We start from the raw sequence: 19,003 nt of genomic DNA, 5'->3' as shown, positions 1-19,003 counted from the left end.
CCGGCGGCTTCTGCGACAATGCGCGGCCGTTCCCGAGGGCCGCAACGCATTGGCTCGCATCGACCAGACCCCCTTCCAGGCCGAGATCCTCGACCTCAGCCATGACGGCCGCGGCGTTGCCCGACGCCCCGCAGGCCACGTCAACGCCGGCAAGGCGGTGTTCGTGGCCGGCGCGCTGCCAGGCGAGGTGGTGATGGCGCGGCAGACCGCACGCTCGCGGCATTTCGATGAAGCCGAAGCGGTCGAGGTGCTGACCGCGTCGCCGGAGCGCGTCGTGCCGCGCTGCCCGCACTTCAGTACCTGCGGCGGCTGCACGCTGCAGCACCTGGCTGAGGACCGGCAGATCGTCGCCAAGGCGCGGGTGCTGAACGATAACCTCGCGCGCATCGGCCACGTCACCCCGGATGCGGTGCTGCCGCCGCTGAGCGGCGCCGCCTGGGGCTACCGCCGCAAGGGCCGGTTCTCCGTGCGCCGGGTGGAGAAGAAAGGCAAGACGCTGGTCGGTTTCCGCGAGCGCGACCCGCGCTTCGTCGCCGAGCTGCGCGAGTGCCACACCGTCATCCCGGCGCTGGGCATGCGCGTCGAGGCGCTGGCGGCGCTGGTCGACTCGCTGGACGCACGCAGCGACATCCCGCAGATCGAGTTCATCGCCGGCGACGACAGCATCGCGCTGGTGTTCCGCCACCTGCAGCCGCTGGGCGATGCCGACCGCGCGCGGCTGGTGGCGTTCGCGCAGGAACAGGGCTTCGCCGTGTTCCTGCAGCCCGGCGGCCCCGATTCCCTGCAGCCGCTGTGGCCGGAGGATGTGGCGCTGTCGTTCCGGCTGGCGCCGTGGGACATCGAGCTCGGGTTCCGGCCGCTGGACTTCATCCAGGTGAATGCCGACCTCAACGAGAAGATGATCGCGCATGCACTCGCGCTGCTCGACGTGCAGCCCGGCGAGCGCGTGCTCGACCTGTTCTGCGGGCTGGGCAATTTCACCTTGCCGCTGGGGCGCGTGGCCGCCGAGGTGGTCGGCGTGGAAGGCGATGCCGGGCTGGTGGCACGCGCGCGCGAAAACGCCGAGCGCAACGCCATGCCGCACGTCAGCTTCCACGTGGCGGATCTTTCCACCGATCTCTCGCGCGAGCCGTGGATGCGTGCCGGCTTCGACAAGCTGCTGCTCGATCCGGCGCGCGCCGGCGCGCTCGACGTGCTGAAGCAGCTGCCGCTGAAGGGCCTGAAGCGCATCGTCTACGTCAGCTGCCATCCCGGCTCGCTGGCGCGCGATGCCGGTTACCTGGTCAACGAGCGCTGCTGGCGCCTGCGTTCGGCCGGGGTGATGGACATGTTCCCGCACACCGCCCACGTCGAGTCCATCGCCGTGTTCGAACCGGCATGACGCGGCCTGGCCGCGCGTACGCACACTCCGGAGTTTCCGATGGCAATTGAGATCGAGCGCAAGTTCCTGGTCACCGGCGACGGCTGGCGCGCCGCCGCGCACGCGGTCGTGCCGATGGCGCAGGGCTACATCAACGACCAGGCGGCGATGGACGAAGGCCGCCAGAACGCCTCGGTGCGCGTGCGCATCGCCGGCGACGAGGCTTTCCTCAACCTGAAGTCGCGCGAGCTCGGCCACACCCGGCAGGAGTTCGACTACCTGATCCCGGTCAACGACGCGCGCGCGCTGCTCGCGCTGTGCGTGGGCGGTCTGCTCGACAAGCGCCGGCACCTCGTCTGCCACGGCGACCACCTCTGGGAAGTCGACGAGTTCCTCGGCGACAACGCCGGTCTGGTAGTCGCCGAGGTCGAACTCGGCAGCGCCGATGAGACATTCCTGCGCCCGGACTGGCTGGGCGCCGAAGCGACCGACTGCCCGCGCTACTACAATCTGGCCCTGGCCTCGCGCCCGTACTCGCAATGGAGCGAGGCCGAGCGCGCCGGCCCGGAAGCCTGAAGGAGAAAGTCCATGCTCGTCATCGGCGTCGAAGGCACCGAACTCACCGCGCGCGAGCGCGACTGGCTGCAGCACGACGCCTGCGCCGGCGTGATCCTGTTCACCCGCAACTTCGCATCGCGCGAGCAGGTCGCCGAGCTGTCGGCGGCGATCCGCGCCGCCACGCCGCGGCCGCAGCTGGTGTGCGTCGACCAGGAAGGCGGCCGCGTGCAGCGTTTCCGCGAGGGCTACAGCGCGCTGCCGTCGTTGCAGGGCTTCGGGCGTGACTACGCCGTTGATCCGCAGGCCGCGCTCGAGCGCGCCCGCGAGCACGCCTGGCTGATGGCCAGCGAAGTGCGCGCTTCCGGCGTCGACCTGAGCTTCGCGCCGGTGGTCGACCTGGGCCGCGGCAACCTCGCCATCGGCGACCGCGCGTTCTCGGATGACCCGCAGGTGGTCGCCGCGTTCACCCGCGCCTACGTCGAGGGCATGCACGCTGCCGGCATGGCCGCCACGCTGAAGCATTTCCCGGGCCACGGCTCGGTGCGCGAGGACACGCATTTCGACGACGCGGTCGATGACCGGCCTCTCGAGGCGATCCGCGCCGACGACCTGGTCCCGTTCGTGGCCGGCATCGACGCGGGCGCCGACGCGGTGATGCTGGCGCACGTGGTCTACCCGCAGGTCGCGCCCGAACCGGCCGGCTACTCGCCGCGCTGGATCAACGGGATCCTGCGCACCGAGATGGGCTTCCGCGGTGTGGTGTTCTCCGACGACATCGGCATGGCCGCGGCGTTCTCCGCCGGCGGCGTGAAGCAGCGCATCGATGCGCACCTCGACGCCGGCTGCGACGTGGTGCTGGTCTGCCACCCGGACCTGGTCGAGGAGTCGCTGGTGGCCGTCGAAGGCCGCACGCTCAACACCATGGCGCTCACCGGGCTGCTGGGCCGAGGCGCACTCGGCTGGGACGGATTGCTCGCCGATGCGCGCTACAGCCGTGCGCGCCAGGGCCAGGGCGGCGGGGTGCCGGCATGAGCGCGGCGCTGCTCGCCGACGCGCTGGCCGGCGCTGACGTGATCCACGACCGCGCCACGCTGGAAGCCGCCATCGAAGGCATGGCCGATGCCATCGTGCCGGACTACGCCGACGACGCGCGCCCGCCGCTGTACATCACCATCATGCATGGCGGCATGCCGTTCGCCGCGCAGCTGGCGTTCTCACTGGGCGAGCGCGGGCTTGACCTCGAGTTCGACTACCTGCACGCCACCCGCTACCGCGGCGCCACCAGCGGCTCGCGCCTGGCCTGGCTGCACCGTCCGGCCACGCCCATGCGCGGCCGCCGCGTGCTGCTGGTCGACGACATCCTCGACGAAGGCCACACGCTCAATGCCGTGATCCGCTGGTGCCAGGACGAAGGCGCGGCCGACGTGCGCGTGGCGGTGCTGGCGACCAAGATCCACGACCGCTGCGTGGAAGGCGTGTGCGCCGACTACTCCGGCGTCGAGGTCCCCGACCGTTACGTGTTCGGCTACGGCATGGATTTCAACGAGCAGGGCCGCAACCTGCCGGCCATCTACGCACTCGCCGACTGACCGGAGATTCCCGTGAGCCAGCCGATCACCGACCTCGCGCTCGCCGTCATCGGCGGGACCGGGCTGTACCAGCTGGCCGGACTGGAGGACGTCGAGCCGCACCAGCCGGTGACCCGCTTCGGCGCGCCCTCCGGGCCGGTCCGCATCGGCACCCTGGACGGGCATCGCGTCGCGTTCCTTGCCCGTCATGGCGAAGGCCATTCGGTGCCGCCGCACCAGGTGAACTACCGCGCCAACCTGGTGGCGCTGCAGGCGCTCGGCGCGCGCCGCGTGCTCGCGCTGAATACCGTGGGCGGCATTACCGCGCGATTCGGTCCGCGCGTGCTGGCCTGCCCGGACCAGCTGATCGACTACACCTGGGGACGCGTGGCGACCTTCTGCGAAGAGCCGGGCAGCGAGGTGCTGCACGTGGACTTCGGCGATCCGTACACCCCGTCGCTGCGCCACGCGGTGATCGGCGCGGCGGCGGAGGCGGGCGTCGCGCTGCTGGACGGCGGATGCTATGGCGTCACCCAGGGCCCGCGCCTGGAGACCCGCGCCGAGATCGCGCGCATGGCGCGCGACGGCTGCGACCTGGTCGGCATGACCGGCATGCCCGAGGCCGGGCTGGCGCGCGAGCTCGGACTCGACTACGCCTGCCTGGCGATCGTCGCCAACTGGGCGGCCGGTGCCGGGCCGGTACACGACGAGGTGATCACGCTCGAAGAAGTGGTGGCCAACGTCGAAGCGGCGTCATCCGGGGTGCCCGGCCTGGTCGCGGCCCTGCTCGCGGGGTGATTGAAGTCGGCCGGGTTGCTTTGCATACTCGGGCCGTGTGACCCGGCGCCTTGCACGCCGACACACGCAATCGCATCCAGACGAGGTGGAAAGAGTCATGCAATACGGCACAGTGAAGTGGTTCAACGACGCCAAGGGCTTCGGGTTCATCGCACCGGAGGACGGCAGCACGGATGTCTTCGTGCACTACTCGGCAATCTCATCGGAAGGCTTCCGCAGCCTGCAGGAAGGGCAGCGCGTCAGCTATGAAGTCACCCAGGGGCCGAAGGGCGCACAGGCGACAGGCGTTGCAGCCGTTGCGTAAACGCTTCGATCGATAAGACAGTTTTCCCTGTTCCGGGGCCTCGCTGAGCGGGCCCCTTTTTTATGCGCCGACGCGCTTGCAGCGCGCATGGCGCTCCATGACAATCCGACGATGCGCCTCGTCCCCACCTTGTTGCTGGTCGCTTGCCTGTTCGGCGCCTGGCGCTGGTGGGATGGCCGACCGGATTCGAGCAGCGGGTTCGACGCCGGTGCCAGCGTGAGCGAAAACGGCTTTGTATCGGTGCAGATGCCCGATGGCGCATCACGCCACGCGGTACTGGTCCTTGCGCCGCAAAACTGTCCTTCCGACCAGGCGCGGCGCAGCGAGGCGCTGGTCGCGTTCCTGCAGGACAAGGGCGTGCCGGTGGTGCGGGGCCACTCGATTTCATTCGCGTTCGACAATCCAACGCCGGAGCAGGTCGCGGGCGCCAGCCGCGCGGTCGAGGTCTTCAAGCGCGGCGCACCGGCGGTCTTCATCAACGGCATGGCCATGTCCGATCCCACGCCGGCACAGGCCGCTGCGGAGTACCGCAGGCTTCGGATCGCGGGACTCTAGCTGAGCGCGATGCGTTCGCCGGCTGCGCGCAGCTCGGCGTCGCGCAGGTCGAGCACCGGTGAAGTGAGCGGGACCGGGCTTGGCCATCGGCTCGAAAAAGCGGGGTTGGGTATGCTTGCAGGGTTGATGCCCGCGGGCGTCCGTCCACCTGCCAGGAGTTACGATTTGAAGACCAGCCTGCTTTCCGCCGCGACCGTGCTCGCCCTTGCGATCGCCGCACCCGCTTCCGCGCATGACGCCCGCGATGCCGCCGGCTGCCTGGACATCGCCTGCGACACCAGCCTGCTGTATGCCGCTGACGATTCGGGTGCCGGCAGCGCCGGTGCGAGCGTCGCCGCCGACCGCTTCGGCAGTTGGGGCATCGACACCGCGGGGATGGACCGCGATGTGTCGCCGGGCGCGGACTTCTTCGGCTACGTCAGCGGCACGTGGGCCGCGAACACCGACATTCCCTCGGACAAGTCGATGTACGGCTCCTTCCTGGTCTTGCGCGACCTGTCCGAGGCGCGCGTTCGCGGCCTGGTCGAGGGCTACGTGGGGCAGGGCGATGCCGCGACCGGCGACGCCGCCAAGGTCGCCACGCTGTACCGCAGCTTCCTCGACGAGGCCGCGATCGAGGCCCTGGGCGCGAAGCCGCTGGCGCCGCACCTCGACGCCATCCGCGCCGTGGCCGACAAGGACGCACTGGCCGACCTCATGGGCGCGGCGTCCGGCAGCGTCGGCGCCACCCTGTTCCGCCTGGGCGTGTCCGACGACCAGCGCGATCCCGACCGCTACACGCTCTACATGAGCCAGTCCGGCCTCGGCCTCGGCGACCGCCAGATGTATCTGGACGAGAAGTTCGCGCCGCAGCGCGAGCGCTACGTCGCCTACATCGCGCAGCTGCTGCAGCTCGCCGGCTGGGACGATCCGGAGGGCAATGCGCAGCGCGTGTTCGACTTCGAGAAGGCGGTGGCCGAAGCCCACTGGACCCGTGCCGAGAGCCGTGACCGCAGCCGCACCTACAACCCGGTCGAGCGCGCCGACTTCGCCGCCACCGCGCCCGGCTTCAACTGGGAGCGCTACTTCGCCGCCGCCGGCGTCGAACAGGCGTCGCGCGCGGTCGTGCGCCAGGACAGCGCGATGCCGAAGCTGGCCGGGCTCTTCGCCGATGCCGACCTCGACACCCTCAAGGCCTGGCAGGCCTTCCACGTCACCGACCAGGCGGCGCCGCTGCTGTCGGAGGCGTTCGTCGACGCCCACTTCGACTTCCGCTCGAAGTTCCTCTCCGGGCAGCCGGAGCAGAAGGAACGCTGGAAGCGCGGCGTGGCGCATGCCGAGGAGGCGATGGGCGAGGCCATCGGCCGCGACTACGTGCAGCTGTATTTCCCGCCGGACGCCAAGGCCAAGATGGACGAGCTGGTGGCCAACGTGAAGGCGGCCATGGGCGCGCGCCTGGACCAGCTGGAATGGATGGGCGAGGACACCAAGGCGGAGGCCCGCGCCAAGCTGGCCGGCTTCGGCCTGAAGATCGGCCACCCGGAGACCTGGCGCGACTACGCCGCGCTGGAGGTCAGGGACGGCGACGTGCTCGGCAACGCGCTGCGTTCGGCCGCCTTCGAATGGGACTACGACCGCGCGCGCATCGGCCATCAGGTCGACAAGGCCGAGTGGGGCATGACCCCGCAGACGGTCAACGCCTACTACTCCTCGGTGAAGAACGAGATCGTGTTCCCGGCCGCGATCCTGCAGCCGCCGTTCTTCGATCCCGACGCGGATCCTGCGGTGAACTACGGCGCCATCGGCGGCGTGATCGGCCACGAGATCATCCACGGCTTCGACGACCAGGGCCGCAAGTCCGACGGTGCCGGCCTGCTGCGCGATTGGTGGACGGCCGACGACGCCGCCAAGTTCGAGGTCCAGGCCGCGAAGCTCGGCGCCCAGTACGAGGCTTTCGAGTTCCCGCAGCTGCCGGGCATGCGCATCAACGGCAAGGTGGCCATGGGCGAGAACATCGGCGACCTGGGCGGCCTGACCATCGCACTGGGAGCCTACCGTCGCTCGCTCGACGGCAAGCCGGCGCCGGTGATCGACGGTTTCAGCGGTGAACAGCGCCTGTTCATGGGCTGGGCCCAGGTGTGGCGCACGCTGTGGCGCGACGACGCCCTGCGCCAGCAGCTGGTCAACGGCACGCATTCGCCGGGCCACATCCGCGCGTTCGCGCCGCTGCGCAACATCGACGCCTGGTATGACGCATTCGACGTCAGCGAAAGCGATCCGCTGTGGATCGCGCCCGAGGATCGGGTCCGCATCTGGTAGTTCGGCGGTAGTGCGCGCACGGGGCGCCGACTGCGGCCCGTGCGCGGCCTCTATGCCAGCCCGCCCGGGCGCAGCTCGATGCCGATCGCCGGCGCGATCGCGCGCATCGCATCGTCATCGCGGCTGAGCGCGATCCAGCCGGCGACAGTGTCGGTGCCGGTTTCCCACACCCACAGGGTGTAGCCGTACGCGCGCAGCGCGTCGTAGGCCACGTGCAGCAGGTCGGCGATGCTGGCGTCGGCGAGGAATTCGTCGTCGGTCGGATCTTCGACACCCCAGTCGAGGTCGAGGTTCCAGCGCGAGACGAGTTCGGTGATGCTCTCCACGAACGCGGCGGCATCGTCGTCGTGCACCTGGAAACCGGATTTCCAGTCGATGATGTCCTTCAGCACCCAGGCCGGTTCGAACTCGTCCTCGTCGGCGTCGGCGGTCGCCTCCTGGTAAGCGGCGAACTGCTGCAGCGCGGTCTCTTCGTCGCCGGGATTGAGCAGCAGCAGCAGCTGCCAGACCAGCGCCTCGCTGCCGGCGTCCTCGTCGATTTCCAGGTCGGGGTCGAACCCGCCCGCGTAGTTGTCATCCGGGTCGAATTCGCTGTCGGGAGCGTGCATGGCGGGTGGTCCGGTGCGGGGCGCACAGGATAAGCGCAGCGTGGTGGCCACGGCGTGCGCGCGCCACGCGCGCCGGCCGCAGCCATGGGACCATGGCCAACCCATGCCGCAAGACCTGCCCATGCCGCCCGACCCCGGCTCCGCCGCGCCCGCACCGCGCGATGCCCAGGTGTTCACGTTCAGCCCGATCGCATACGTGCGCTCGCCGTATGCGCGCCGCATCGACGCGCCGCACCAGGCCACCGTGGTCGAAGGTACCGAGACCGGGGATGCCGCCAACGCGCATATCGAATTCATCGACACGCTGCCGGCGGCCGCGTTCCGCGACCTGGCCGGCTTTGCGCGGATCTGGCTGGTGTTCGTGTTCGACCGCAGCGAGGGATGGAAGACCGAGGTACGCCCGCCGCGCGGCGGCGGCAAGCGCAGCGTGCTCGCCACCCGCGCGCCGCATCGGCCGAACGCGATCGGGCTGTCGGCGGTGGAGCTGGTGGCGGTGGAGGCGCGCGCGCTGCGGGTGCGCGGGCTGGACCTCCTCGATGGCACCCCGGTGCTGGACATCAAGCCCTACGTGCCCTACGCGGACGCGTTTCCAGGGGCGGCGGCCGGCTGGATCGACGCGATCGACGCCTGCACCGGCCAGCATTCCGCACCCGGGCCACGGCGGCCGCTGACTGGCTGAACCGGCATCGGGCGCCGCCGCGCAGGCCCGTGCAGGCGCGGCTGACCGCGATCTCCAGGCGCCAGTGCTGTCGTTTGCGGCGTCGACCCCGCAAACTATGCGCATGACCACGACCCCACCGGGCGCACCTGACGCCCGCGCCGACCTGCCCGGCGATACGCTCGCAGCGCGCCTGCGGGACGCCACCGACACCCTCGAAACCGTCGCTGCCGACCACGCGCTGCTCGACGCGCTGGACGATGGCACCCGCGAGCGCCTGCACCGCGCGCTGGCCGCGATCAGTGCGCCGGTCGATCCCGTGGCGCGCCGCCAGCGCCGCAAGCAGGCCAAGCGCAGCCGCGTGCTGGAAAAGAACCAGCGCGACGACGCGCTCCTGGACGCCACCGGCATCCGCACCCTGCGCCGCCAGCCGGTGTTCACCACGCCGAACTATTTCCCGCCAGCGGATTTCAAGCCCCGCGACCTCGACGCCGACGTGCCGCCGCATCACGAGGCGCTGGAGCCGCAGCACTGCTATGTGTGCAAGCAGAAGTACACGCGCATCCACCACTTTTACGACCAGCTGTGCCCGACCTGCGGGGATTTCAATTTCGCCAAGCGCACCGAGCTCACCGACCTGCGCGGGCGCGTCGCGCTGCTGACCGGCGGCCGGGTCAAGATCGGCTACCAGGCCGGGCTGAAGCTGCTGCGCTGTGGTGCGCGGCTGATCGTGACCACGCGCTTCCCGCGTGACTCCGCCGCGCGCTACGCCGAGGAGCCGGACTTCGCCGACTGGCACGACCGCCTGGAGATCTTCGGACTCGACCTGCGCCACACGCCGAGCGTCGAAGCGTTCTGCAGCCAGCTGCTGGCAACGCACGACCGCCTCGATTTCATCATCAACAACGCCTGCCAGACGGTGCGTCGCCCGCCGGAGTTCTACGCCCACATGATGGCGGCGGAAACCGCCGCGCTGCACGACGCGCCCGAACACCAGCGCATGCTGCTGGGCCGCTACGAAGGCCTGCGCGCGACCGCGGTGCTGCCGGAAGGCGAGGGCAGTGCGCTTGCCGGTCGCGACCTGCGGCACGAGGCCGCCGCGGGCCTGACCCGCGCCGCCGAGCTGTCGCAGGTGCCGCTGCTGGCCGAAGAGCTGCTGGGCCAGTCGCACCTGTTCCCGGAAGGGCGCCTGGACCAGGACCTGCAGCAGGTCGACCTTCGCGGTCGCAATTCATGGCGGTTGATGATGGATGAAGTGCCGTCGGTCGAGCTGCTCGAAGTGCAGCTGGTCAACGCGATCGCGCCGTTCCTGATCAATGCGCGGCTCAAACCCCTGCTGCTGCGCACGCCCGACGGCAGCGCCCCAAGCCGTGACCGCCACATCGTCAACGTGTCGGCGGTGGAGGGGCAGTTCTACCGCAACTTCAAGACCACCCGGCACCCGCACACCAACATGGCCAAGGCCGCGCTCAACATGATGACGCGCACCTCGGCGGCCGATTACCACGGCGACGGCATCCACATGAATTCCGTGGACACCGGCTGGGTGACCGACGAGGATCCGGTGGAGATCGCGGCGCGCAAGACCATCGAGGAGCGCTTCCACCCGCCGCTCGACATCGTCGACGGCGCGGCGCGCATCGTCGATCCGATCATCGCCGGCCTCAACACCGGCGAGCACGTCTGGGGCCAGTTCCTGAAGGACTACAAGCCGACCGACTGGTGAGCAGCTGGAGCCCGGGAGCGCCACGCGGCGCGCCCGGCTCTGTCGGCTGATCGAACGCGAACGGGCCTCAGCCCGGCGCCTTCGGATTGCGCAGCACCGACTTCAATCCGGTCTTGATCTTGGCGTGCGCAGTGATCCCGGCCGCGGCCGGCGACGCCTTCCACGCCTCGTACTGTTCGTCGAACTCGGCGAGTTCCTCGGGGGTGAACAGCTCGCGCGCCGAGGCGAACATCTCCTTCTCCTCCTCCTTCGCATGGTGGTCGATGAACTCGCCGAGCACTTTCACCGAACCCGCGAACTGGCGCGTGGTCTTGTCCGACGCGTGCAGGTCGGGGAGTACGGTCAACTCGACCGCACGATGCTCCTGGATCGCCTCGGCGTGCTGCAGCAGCTGCTCATGCGAGGCGCGCTTGGCGAACGCCGGATAAAACACCAGCTCCTCCCATTTCGCGTGCGGGATCAGGTTCGCCTCGATCTTCTCCAGCAGGTCGCCTCGCGTCTTTTCGGCGCGGTCGGTGGTGGCGTTGATCTGCTCGAACAGGCCGCGGAGGGCGTCGTGTTCCTTCTTCAAGGTGGCGAGGATGCTGCGCATTGGCGTGGCTCGTGCGGGAGGGTTGGTCATCGAAACCCGGTGCGGCGGATGCCGGCGTGAAGGCCCGCGGCCGCCGTCCGGGGCTGGTCAGTCGGGGACGTACAGTCGCTGGCAGGTGTCGCACCAGAAGGCCCGCCGCTGCGCGCGGCCGAGGTGCTTGCGGAAGGACAGCGGGGTGCCGTCGCGCGGGCAGCTGCGCCTGGTGTGCACCTGGTAGTTCTTCTTCAGCACGTAGGCCTTCTTCCAGCGGTAGAAGTCGAAGCTGTACTCGCGCGCCTGCGCGACCAGTTCGGACAACTTGCGCGCGGGCAGGGCGCCCACCGTGCTTTCGGGGTGCACGCGGATCCGGTGCAGCACCTCGTTCTTGATGATGTTGCCGACGCCGGCGAACACGTCCTGGTCGAGCAGCACGTCCGCGGCCAAGGCCTCCGGCTGCGCGCGCAGCTTGCGCCGCGCCAGCGCCGGGTCCCAGGCGTCGTTCATGACGTCGCCGCGCCAGTCATAGCTGTCGTCGAGCGCACCTTCGACGAAGCGCACCGAGCAGGCGTAGAAGTTGAGCTCCTCGCCCTTGCTGAAGCCCAGGCCCAGGCGCGGCGGCGTGGGCTTGGTCTCGTTGATGCGGTAGCTGCCGAACAGCAGGAAGTGGATGCGCAGGCTGAAGCCGTCGAACTCGAGCAGGAAGTGCTTGCCCCAGCTGCGCACGGCCATCACCTTGCGGGTGCGCATGCGCTCGATGTCCTGCGTGCTGTTACCCGACACGCGCAGCACCTTGCGGCCGGCGAAGCGCGCGGCATCCTCGCGCAAGAGGACAATGGAGGGACCTTCCGGCATGGCGGCGAGTATCGCCACGCCGGGTGACACGGATGTCAACGATCGTGGGCGCGGGCGGACCGGCTGCGTGTTGCCGGCTTCACGACAAGGGCGGCGAGCGGGTGATATCCGTAGGCCACCACCCACGCGAGCTGGACAGCGCATGCCACGTTCCCGCATCTCCAGCGCGCCGATCCGCACCGGCACCGCGGGCTGGTCGATCGCCGCCGGGCATCGGCCGCTGTTCGCCATGGGCGACAGCATGCTCGCCACCTACGCGAGCCGCTTCGCGATGGCGGAGATCAACTCCTCGTTCCACCGCCCGCACCGGCGGGCCACGTACGAGCGCTGGGCGGACGCGGTGCCCGACGCGTTCCGGTTCTCCGCCAAGTTGCCGAGGACCATCACCCACGACCAGCGCCTGCGGGCGGCGGGACCTCTGCTTGACGCCTTCCTCGACCAGGCCGGTGGCCTGGGCGACAAGCTCGGCTGCCTGCTGGTGCAGCTGCCGCCGAGCCTCGCGTTCGACGGCCGCATGGCGGCGACGTTCTTCGCCATGCTGCGCCGGCGCTGGGCGGGTGGCATCGCCTGTGAGCCGCGCCACGCCAGCTGGTTCGCGCCGCGCGTCGACGCGCTGTGGCAGCGCCACCGCGTCGCGCGGGTCGCGGCGGATCCGGCGCCGGTGGCGACCGCCGCGGAGCCGGGAGGCGATCCGGCGCTGCGCTACTGGCGCTGGCACGGCGCGCCGCGGGTCTACTACAGCGACTACGTCGCCGATGCGCTGGCGGCGCTCGCGAAGCAGGTCGCCGCCACGACGCCGCGCGGCAGCGAGGCCTGGGTGGTGTTCGACAACACCGCGCACGGCCATGCCACGCCCAATGCCGCCGCGTTCCAGGCGCTGGCCACGCGCTGACCCGCCGGGGGTGCATGCCGGCACCGCTGCGACTACGCTGTGCATCGTTTCCGAACCAGGCGGACAGCCCCCATGGCGATCCCTGAATCCGATATCCAGCCCGGCTGGATCTACAGCACCACCCGCAAGCAGGAGCGCCTGGTGCTGGGCCGCGACCGCGACGGCCGCATCGTCTACGTGTCCAAGGGCCGCAACATCGCCGGGCCGTTCCTGAACTGCCACGTGCGGATCACCGCCAAGCAGTTCGCGGAGCGCGCGACCGGCAAGCTGCGCTTCATCGACGACGTGAAGCCGTACATCATCGCCAACAAGGCGACCACGGTGGTCGTGGGGCCACAGCCGCGGCGCGGTGGCGTGGTGCCGGAGCACATGCTCGCCTGGCCGACGCGCGGGGCCGGCGCCAAGGGCTGACCCGCAGCCCGGAGTGGAGCACGCCATGGTCACGCACGTCGTCGACAACCAGCCGCCCGAGTTCGCGCCGCGTGACCTCTGGGGCGACGATGTCGTGCTGCGTGACGCGCTCCCGCGCGAAGGCGCGGCGGCGTTCACCGCGCACGTCGCCGCGTACGGCGCCATCGCCGGCGGCGAGCTCCTGGCCCTGTCGCACGACGCCCATCGCGACCGGCCGCGGCTGCGCACGCACGACCGCTTCGGCCGGCGCATCGACGTGGTGGACTTCCACCCCAACTACCACCGGCTGATGCAGGTCGCGGTGGAGCACGGCGTGGCCGGCCTGTCCTGGGCGCAGCCCGGCAAGGGTGCGCACGTGGCGCGCGCGGCGCTGAGTTACCTGCACCACCAGGTGGAACCCGGCACCAGCTGCCCGCTGACCATGACCCATGCCGCGGTGCCGGTCCTGCGCCTGGCCCCGAGGCTGTGCGAGTGGGTGGACAAGGTCGCGAGCTGCCGCTACGACGCGTCGGATCTCGCCATCCATGCCAAGCCGGGCGTCACCATCGGCATGGGCATGACCGAGAAGCAGGGCGGCAGCGACGTGCGCGCCAACACCACCACGGCCACGCCGCTGGCCGATGGCGACGCCGTGGCCGGAGATGCGTACGTGCTGCGCGGGCACAAGTGGTTCTTCTCGGCGCCGATGTCCGACGGTTTCCTGGTGCTGGCCCAGGCGTCCGGTGGCTTGAGCTGCTTCCTGATGCCGCGGCGGCGGTCCGACGGCACCCGCAACGCGTTCTCGCTCGTGCGCCTCAAGGACAAGCTCGGCGACTGGTCGAACGCTTCGTCCGAGGTCGATTTCGAGGGCGCGGCCGCCTGGCGCGTGGGCGACGAGGGCCGCGGCGTCGCCACCATCCTGCAGATGGTGATGCTCACCCGCCTCGACTGCATGCTGGGTTCGGCCGCGGGCACGCGCATGGCGCTGGCGCAGGCGATCCACCACTGCCGGCACCGCAGCGCGTTCGGCAAGCGCCTCGCGGAGCAGCCGCTGATGCGCAACGTGCTGGCCGACCTGGCCGTCGAATCCGAGGCGGCGCTGGCGCTGGCGATGCGCGTGGCGCGTTCGGTGGATGCCGCGCCGCACGACCCGCACGAAGCCGCGTTCGCCCGCGTCGCCACCGCGGTCGGCAAGTACTGGATCTGCCGCCGCGCGCCGGCACTGGTCAACGAGGCGCAGGAATGCCTGGGCGGTGCCGGCTACATCGAGGACTCGCTGCTGCCCCGGCTGTACCGCCAGGCGCCACTGAATTCGATCTGGGAAGGCAGCGGCAACATCCAGTGCCTGGACGTGCTGCGTGCGCTGGCGCGCGAACCCGAGGCCGGCGCGGCGCTGCTCGCCGAGATCGACGCCGCGCGCGGGCTGCACCCGGCGCTGGACGCCGCGCGCGCGGCATTGCGCCTGGCCCTGCCGGACGCGTCCGAGGCCGGCGCACGCCTGCTGGTCGAACGCATCGCGCTCGCGCTGCAGGCCTCGGTGCTGCTGCGTGCCGGCAGCCCGGTGGCCGAAGCGTTCTGTCGCAGCCGCCTGGGCGGCGCGCATGGCCTGGCGATGGGCACGCTGCCGGCGGAGCTGGCCACCCACGCCGCCATCGAGCGCGCGCTTCCAGCTTGAGGCCGTCGCCGTGCGTGCCGCGCATGGGCGAGTGCATCGACACCCGCTATGCGTCTGCGGACACGCCCTGCACATCCAGGAACTGCAGCCGCGCAAGCTCCGCATACAGCCCGTTCTGCGCCATCAGCTCGGCGTGGGTGCCCTCGGCGACGATGCACCCGGCGTCCACCACCACGATGCGGTCGGCCTTGAGCACCGTGGCCAGGCGATGCGCCACCACCAGCGTGGTGCGGCCCGCCATCAGTCGCTCGAGCGCGTGCTGCACGGCGCGCTCGCTCTGTGCGTCGAGTGCGGACGTGGCTTCGTCGAGCAGCAGCACGGGCGCGTCGCGCAGCAGGGCGCGCGCGATCGCGATCCGCTGCTGCTGGCCGCCGGACAGGCGCGCGCCGCGTTCGCCCAGCTGTTCGTCGTAGCCGCCGGGCAGGGCGGTGATGAAGTCGTGCGCCTCGGCCGCGCGCGCGGCGGCTTCGACTTCGGTGTCGGTCGCCTCCAGGCGGCCGTAACGGATGTTGTCGCGCGCGCTGGCGGCGAAGATCGTCGGCTGCTGCGGCACCACCGCGATCGCACCGCGCAGCGCGATCGGGTCGAGCGTGCGCAGGTCCACGCCGTCCAGCGTCAGCACCCCGGACTGCGGGTCATAGAAGCGCAGCAACAGCGAGAACACCGTGCTCTTGCCGGCGCCCGACGGGCCGACCAGCGCGACCGTCTCTCCCGGCGCCACGGCCAGCGTGAAGCCGTGCAGCGCCGGCATGTCCGGGCGCGACGGATAGTGGAAGGTCACGTCGCGCAGCGCGACTTCGCCGCGCACCGGCCGGGGCAGGGTGGCGGGTGTGGCCGGGGTGGAGACCAGGGCGCGTTCGTCGAGCAGTTCGCTGATTCGCCCCATGCCGCCGGCGGCTTTCTGCAGTTCGTTCCAGACCTCGGCCAGCGCGCCCACCGAGCCGCCGCCGAACAGCGCGTACAGCACGAACTGGCCGAGCGTGCCCGCGGTCATGGTGCCCCCGGCCACGTCGTGCGCGCCCGACCACAGCACCAGCGTGATCGCGCCGAACACCGCGGTGATGGCGACCGCGGTCACCATCGCCTGCACGGTGATGCGGCGGCGCGCGGTGGCGACCGACATGGCCACGGCGGCTCCGAAGCGCGCGCGCTCGTGTTCCTCGCGGGCATGTGCCTGCACCGTGGACACCGCGCCCAGGGTCTCGTTGGCGAGCGCGTTGGCATCGGCGATGCGGTCCTGGCTCTGCCGCGAGATGCGCTGCAGGCGGCGGCCACCCAGCACCAGCGGCAGCACGAAGAGCGGGATGCCGACCAGCGTCCACAGCGCCAGCCTGGGGCTGGTGACCACCATCATCGCCACGCTGCCCAGCACCATCACCGTGCTGCGCAGGGCCACCGACATGCTGGTCGCCACCACGCTGCGCAGCAGTTCGGTGTCGGCCGTCAGGCGCGACACCAGCTCGCCGGAGCGGCTGCGCGAGAAGAATGCCTGGTCGAGCCCGATCAGGTGGCCGTAGAGCTGGTTGCGCAGGTCGGCGACCACGCGCTCGCCGAGCAGCGAGACGAAGAAGAACCGCGCGGCGGTGGCCAGCGCCAGCGCCACCGCGACCGCCAGCAGCAGGCCAAAGGCCGCATCGATGCCCGACCCGCTGGCGAACCCGCGATCGATCATGTGGCGCACCGCCACCGGCAGGCTGAGCGTCGCGGTGCTGGAGGCGACCAGCGCCAGCAGCCAGGCGACCAGCAGGCCCTTGTGGCGCGCCAGGAACGGCAACAGGCCGCGCAGGCTGGCGAACGGTGCCTTGCGCTCGCCGGCGGGCGCGGCGTCGCCGGGTGGGCTGTCGCTGCCGGCGGTTGCGGTGGGTTGGTTTGCCTGCTGCGACGCTTGCGGGAATCGGGCCATCAGCCATTGTCGCCGATGCGCACGCGGTCGCGGGTGGCGTCGCGCAGGCGCGCACGGAAGCCCTCCACCGCATCCGCCGGCAGCCGCACTTGGAAGTGCGCACCGTCGGCATCGAAGGTCTCCGAGAGCTTCTCGGCCGCGAATGCCGGCAGCGCCGCGTGCACCTCGCCGCAATCGGCGAAGCCGCAGGCGACGCGCAGCTCCGCCATGTCGATCACGTCGCGGCGCGGCGCGGTGCGCAGGCATTCCGCCGCGGCACCGCCATAGGCGCGCACCAGGCCGCCGGCGCCGAGCTTGATGCCGCCGTACCAGCGCGTCACCACCACCGCCACGCCATCCAGGCCCTGGCCATCGATGGCCGCGAGGATCGGCCGGCCGGCGGTGCCGGCGGGCTCGCCGTCGTCGCTGGAGCGGTAGCCGGGGCCGATCCGCCACGCCCAGCAGTTGTGGGTGGCGTCGGCCACCGACACCGCGGCCATGAAGGCGGCAGCGTCATCTGCCGACTCCACAGGCGCGGCGTGGGCGAGGAAGCGGCTGTGGCGGACTGCGATCTCGTGCACCGCGGCTGCGGCCAGGGTGGTGCGCATTACGGCAACAGCACCCGCAGGTCGCGTGGCACGTCCACGTCGGGATAGCGGCGGCGGAATTCCTCGAAGCTGGCGCGGGCCTCGGCGTAGCGTTCTTCGGCCACCAGTTCGCGAATGCGCGCCAGCCATGCCTCGCGCACTTCGGGTGCATCGGCGGAGGCCGGCGGGGCATCGTCCAGCGGTTGGTCGTAGGCGTGGCCATCGTCCTGGCGAAGCGGAGGTGACGACGCCGCTTTCGCAGCGGCAGCCGCCGCTGCAGGGCGTGTCGCTTGTTGCGCCGTGCGCTCGACGCGCTGTCGCGCAGCGTCGGTGGCTGCGTCCTGGGCCAGGCTGCGTCGTTCGGCATCGGCCGCCGCAGCGCCGGCCTGCCGGGCGGATTCGCGCTGCGGCGCGGCAGCGGTGACGGGCTCAGGCGCGTCGAACACGACAGGCGCAGGCGGCGGGGGCGAGGCGGCCGCAGGGGGAGCCGGCGATGCCGGCTTGTCCATCGCGGGCATCCCGTCGCCGGGCGGTGCGGATGTCACATGCACTGCGGCGCCTGAGGCCGTGGACGGCGCGGGCGGCAGCCGTGCTTCAACGCGCGATGCCGCGCCCGGATCGGCGATGGACGGTACAGCGGTGTCGTCGTGCATCGCGGCCTGGTTCTCCACGGCTGGCGCCGGCGGTGGCGTTGCAGTGCCAACCTCACGGGCCACGGCTGCGCGCGGTGCCTCGTCCGGCACTTCGATCGCATCGCCTTGTGGGCGGATTTGCCAGGCCACGCCGACGGCGAGCACCAGCGACGCCGCCAGCCCCGCACCCGCGGCCCACGCCATGCGCGGCCGGCGGGTAGCGCGTGGCGCAAGGCCAGGCGCGTCGCGTGCGGCCTTGCGCGCCGTCGCCAGGATCGCGGCATCCAGCGCCGGCGACGGGCCGGCAGATGGCCTGTCGCGCGCCAGCAGCGCCGCGAGCTCGCGCTCCTCGTGGTCCAACGGAGTCCCGCGCGGGGGCACGCGGCTCATGCCGGACGCTCCTGCGCGGCAACGGGCACGACAGCGCCGTCCCCGGCATCGGCGGGCTGCAGGCGCTGGCGCAGCTTGTCCATGGCGTAGCGCAGCCGCGACTTGACGGTTTCGCGGCCCACGCCGGTGATCCCGCCGATCTCCTCGAGGCTCAGTTCCTGCTCCAGCCGCAGCACCAGGACCTCGCGCTGCTCGGATGGCAGCGCGTCCAGCGCCAGCTGCAGGTTGCGCCGGGATTCGAATGCCGACAGGTTGCGCTCCGGCGTGTCGGGATCCTCCACGCGCGCGGTGCGCAGGTCGGCATCGGCGGGCGCGGGCGGGCGGTGCTGCATGGCGCGCCAATGGTCGTTCATGCGGTTGTGCGCGATGCGATAGAGCCAGGTCGAAAAGCCGGCTTCAGGGCGCCAGTCGCGGCGCGCCGCGATCACGCGCTGCCAGGTGTCCTGGTACACGTCGTCGGCCAGCGCGGGGTCGCGCAGGAGGCGCAGCAGGTAGCGGTGCAGGCGCTGGCGATGGCGCGCGTAGAGCTGCTCGAACGCGGCCACGTCACCATCCGCCCAGGCCAGCATCAGCGCCTCGTCGCTGCCCTTTGAACCGTCGTTGGCGGCGCGCTCGTCCATCGTCGCGAGGGTACGGGCTGCGCGCCGCGGCGGGAAGCCCGTGCGGCCGGCGGCGCGACCATGCATCATGCGCGGACCG

At 71.1% G+C, this 19,003-nt stretch carries 20 protein-coding genes; 13 read left to right on the top strand and 7 right to left on the bottom strand.

The genetic code is table 11. From position 1 onward, the window contains the following. Positions 1-49: 49 nt before the first annotated feature. The 8 genes from rlmD to IDM46_RS08965 all read left to right on the top strand — a co-directional run bounded on the left by rlmD (position 50) and on the right by IDM46_RS08965 (position 7,441). On the top strand, positions 50-1,381 hold the full coding sequence (gene rlmD, locus IDM46_RS09000) for a 23S rRNA (uracil(1939)-C(5))-methyltransferase RlmD (RefSeq protein WP_185115521.1): 1,332 nt from the start codon (positions 50-52) through the stop codon (positions 1,379-1,381). A gap of 39 nt (positions 1,382-1,420) precedes the next feature. Continuing rightward, positions 1,421-1,936 (top strand): CYTH domain-containing protein, encoded by a 516-nt coding sequence (locus tag IDM46_RS08995; protein ID WP_182820495.1) that lies wholly within the window; start codon positions 1,421-1,423, stop codon positions 1,934-1,936. Between the two features lie 12 nt (positions 1,937-1,948). Beyond that, a complete protein-coding gene (gene nagZ, locus IDM46_RS08990; RefSeq protein ID WP_185115520.1) occupies positions 1,949-2,950 on the top strand; it encodes a beta-N-acetylhexosaminidase in 1,002 nt (333 codons plus the stop codon). Beyond that, entirely contained in the window at positions 2,947-3,507 is a 561-nt protein-coding gene (locus IDM46_RS08985; RefSeq protein WP_185115519.1) for a hypoxanthine-guanine phosphoribosyltransferase, read from the top strand. Before nagZ ends, IDM46_RS08985 begins: the two co-directional genes overlap by 4 nt. Positions 3,508-3,531: 24 nt before the next feature. Beyond that, entirely contained in the window at positions 3,532-4,284 is a 753-nt protein-coding gene (locus IDM46_RS08980) for an S-methyl-5'-thioinosine phosphorylase (protein ID WP_182823623.1), read from the top strand. Between the two features lie 97 nt (positions 4,285-4,381). Further along, a complete protein-coding gene (locus tag IDM46_RS08975) occupies positions 4,382-4,588 on the top strand; it encodes a cold-shock protein (RefSeq protein WP_182820498.1) in 207 nt (68 codons plus the stop codon). Between the two features lie 111 nt (positions 4,589-4,699). Next, the gene (locus tag IDM46_RS08970; protein WP_185115518.1) at positions 4,700-5,143 is read left to right on the top strand and encodes a hypothetical protein; all 444 of its coding nucleotides are present in this window, start codon (positions 4,700-4,702) and stop codon (positions 5,141-5,143) included. A 165-nt stretch (positions 5,144-5,308) separates the two neighbouring features. Further along, the gene (locus IDM46_RS08965) at positions 5,309-7,441 is read left to right on the top strand and encodes a M13-type metalloendopeptidase (RefSeq protein WP_223877947.1); all 2,133 of its coding nucleotides are present in this window, start codon (positions 5,309-5,311) and stop codon (positions 7,439-7,441) included. Positions 7,442-7,491: 50 nt separating this feature from the next. On the opposite strand, the gene IDM46_RS08960 is transcribed toward IDM46_RS08965, so the two are convergent. Beyond that, on the bottom strand, positions 7,492-8,049 hold the full coding sequence (locus tag IDM46_RS08960) for a hypothetical protein (RefSeq protein ID WP_185115516.1): 558 nt from the start codon (positions 8,047-8,049) through the stop codon (positions 7,492-7,494). 103 nt (positions 8,050-8,152) lie between these two features. Between IDM46_RS08960 and tsaA the strand changes: the two genes are divergently transcribed. Both tsaA and IDM46_RS08950 read left to right on the top strand, forming a co-directional pair. After that, entirely contained in the window at positions 8,153-8,728 is a 576-nt protein-coding gene (gene tsaA, locus IDM46_RS08955; RefSeq protein ID WP_223877946.1) for a tRNA (N6-threonylcarbamoyladenosine(37)-N6)-methyltransferase TrmO, read from the top strand. Between the two features lie 103 nt (positions 8,729-8,831). Next, a complete protein-coding gene (locus IDM46_RS08950) occupies positions 8,832-10,433 on the top strand; it encodes an SDR family oxidoreductase (RefSeq protein WP_185115515.1) in 1,602 nt (533 codons plus the stop codon). Positions 10,434-10,500: 67 nt separating this feature from the next. Here the strand turns inward: IDM46_RS08950 and IDM46_RS08945 are convergent, their stop codons facing one another. After that, positions 10,501-11,025 (bottom strand): hemerythrin domain-containing protein, encoded by a 525-nt coding sequence (locus tag IDM46_RS08945; protein WP_182820503.1) that lies wholly within the window; start codon positions 11,023-11,025, stop codon positions 10,501-10,503. An 87-nt stretch (positions 11,026-11,112) separates the two neighbouring features. Further along, entirely contained in the window at positions 11,113-11,856 is a 744-nt protein-coding gene (locus IDM46_RS08940) for a DNA-formamidopyrimidine glycosylase family protein (protein WP_182820504.1), read from the bottom strand. A 142-nt stretch (positions 11,857-11,998) separates the two neighbouring features. Here IDM46_RS08940 and IDM46_RS08935 point away from each other — a divergent pair, with 142 nt between their 5' ends. From IDM46_RS08935 to IDM46_RS08925, 3 genes are all read left to right on the top strand, one after another. Beyond that, on the top strand, positions 11,999-12,748 hold the full coding sequence (locus IDM46_RS08935; protein ID WP_185115514.1) for a DUF72 domain-containing protein: 750 nt from the start codon (positions 11,999-12,001) through the stop codon (positions 12,746-12,748). Positions 12,749-12,820: 72 nt separating this feature from the next. Next, entirely contained in the window at positions 12,821-13,159 is a 339-nt protein-coding gene (locus IDM46_RS08930) for a hypothetical protein (protein ID WP_182820506.1), read from the top strand. A gap of 25 nt (positions 13,160-13,184) precedes the next feature. Then, on the top strand, positions 13,185-14,813 hold the full coding sequence (locus tag IDM46_RS08925; protein WP_185115513.1) for an acyl-CoA dehydrogenase family protein: 1,629 nt from the start codon (positions 13,185-13,187) through the stop codon (positions 14,811-14,813). 46 nt (positions 14,814-14,859) lie between these two features. On the opposite strand, the gene IDM46_RS08920 is transcribed toward IDM46_RS08925, so the two are convergent. The 4 genes from IDM46_RS08920 to IDM46_RS08905 are packed head-to-tail and all read right to left on the bottom strand — an operon-like array spanning position 14,860 to position 18,924. Next, entirely contained in the window at positions 14,860-16,716 is a 1,857-nt protein-coding gene (locus tag IDM46_RS08920) for an ABC transporter transmembrane domain-containing protein (RefSeq protein WP_185115512.1), read from the bottom strand. Then, positions 16,716-17,303, bottom strand: coding sequence for a YigZ family protein (locus IDM46_RS08915; RefSeq protein WP_185115511.1), 588 nt, complete (start codon positions 17,301-17,303; stop codon positions 16,716-16,718). Before IDM46_RS08915 ends, IDM46_RS08920 begins: the two co-directional genes overlap by 1 nt. Beyond that, complete coding sequence (locus tag IDM46_RS08910) at positions 17,303-18,304, bottom strand: hypothetical protein (protein ID WP_185115510.1); 1,002 nt, start codon at positions 18,302-18,304, stop codon at positions 17,303-17,305. Before IDM46_RS08910 ends, IDM46_RS08915 begins: the two co-directional genes overlap by 1 nt. Beyond that, entirely contained in the window at positions 18,301-18,924 is a 624-nt protein-coding gene (locus IDM46_RS08905; RefSeq protein WP_182823627.1) for an RNA polymerase sigma factor, read from the bottom strand. The genes IDM46_RS08910 and IDM46_RS08905 overlap by 4 nt, the downstream gene beginning before the upstream one ends. Between the last annotated feature and the right edge of the window lie 79 nt (positions 18,925-19,003).

It is taken from the genome of Luteimonas sp. MC1825 (assembly GCF_014764385.1).
Taxonomy (GTDB): domain Bacteria; phylum Pseudomonadota; class Gammaproteobacteria; order Xanthomonadales; family Xanthomonadaceae; genus Luteimonas.
Note: the sequence above shows the minus strand (reverse complement) of the source record. Positions and strands in the feature narration are given on the sequence as shown.

What these genes read in the sequence shown, in the direction of transcription:
- IDM46_RS08920 (WP_185115512.1), bottom strand. Translation starts at nt 16,716, where the DNA reads ATGGCCCGATTCCCGCAAGCGTCGCAGCAGGCAAACCAACCCACCGCA.
- IDM46_RS08985 (WP_185115519.1), top strand. Translation starts at nt 2,947, where the DNA reads ATGAGCGCGGCGCTGCTCGCCGACGCGCTGGCCGGCGCTGACGTGATC.
- nagZ (WP_185115520.1), top strand. Translation starts at nt 1,949, where the DNA reads ATGCTCGTCATCGGCGTCGAAGGCACCGAACTCACCGCGCGCGAGCGC.
- IDM46_RS08940 (WP_182820504.1), bottom strand. Translation starts at nt 11,856, where the DNA reads ATGCCGGAAGGTCCCTCCATTGTCCTCTTGCGCGAGGATGCCGCGCGC.
- IDM46_RS08905 (WP_182823627.1), bottom strand. Translation starts at nt 18,924, where the DNA reads ATGGACGAGCGCGCCGCCAACGACGGTTCAAAGGGCAGCGACGAGGCG.
- tsaA (WP_223877946.1), top strand. Translation starts at nt 8,153, where the DNA reads ATGCCGCAAGACCTGCCCATGCCGCCCGACCCCGGCTCCGCCGCGCCC.
- IDM46_RS08925 (WP_185115513.1), top strand. Translation starts at nt 13,185, where the DNA reads ATGGTCACGCACGTCGTCGACAACCAGCCGCCCGAGTTCGCGCCGCGT.
- IDM46_RS08960 (WP_185115516.1), bottom strand. Translation starts at nt 8,049, where the DNA reads ATGCACGCTCCCGACAGCGAATTCGACCCGGATGACAACTACGCGGGC.
- IDM46_RS08915 (WP_185115511.1), bottom strand. Translation starts at nt 17,303, where the DNA reads ATGCGCACCACCCTGGCCGCAGCCGCGGTGCACGAGATCGCAGTCCGC.
- IDM46_RS08945 (WP_182820503.1), bottom strand. Translation starts at nt 11,025, where the DNA reads ATGCGCAGCATCCTCGCCACCTTGAAGAAGGAACACGACGCCCTCCGC.
- IDM46_RS08970 (WP_185115518.1), top strand. Translation starts at nt 4,700, where the DNA reads ATGCGCCTCGTCCCCACCTTGTTGCTGGTCGCTTGCCTGTTCGGCGCC.
- IDM46_RS08935 (WP_185115514.1), top strand. Translation starts at nt 11,999, where the DNA reads ATGCCACGTTCCCGCATCTCCAGCGCGCCGATCCGCACCGGCACCGCG.
- IDM46_RS08995 (WP_182820495.1), top strand. Translation starts at nt 1,421, where the DNA reads ATGGCAATTGAGATCGAGCGCAAGTTCCTGGTCACCGGCGACGGCTGG.
- IDM46_RS08910 (WP_185115510.1), bottom strand. Translation starts at nt 18,304, where the DNA reads ATGAGCCGCGTGCCCCCGCGCGGGACTCCGTTGGACCACGAGGAGCGC.
- IDM46_RS08950 (WP_185115515.1), top strand. Translation starts at nt 8,832, where the DNA reads ATGACCACGACCCCACCGGGCGCACCTGACGCCCGCGCCGACCTGCCC.
- IDM46_RS08930 (WP_182820506.1), top strand. Translation starts at nt 12,821, where the DNA reads ATGGCGATCCCTGAATCCGATATCCAGCCCGGCTGGATCTACAGCACC.
- IDM46_RS08975 (WP_182820498.1), top strand. Translation starts at nt 4,382, where the DNA reads ATGCAATACGGCACAGTGAAGTGGTTCAACGACGCCAAGGGCTTCGGG.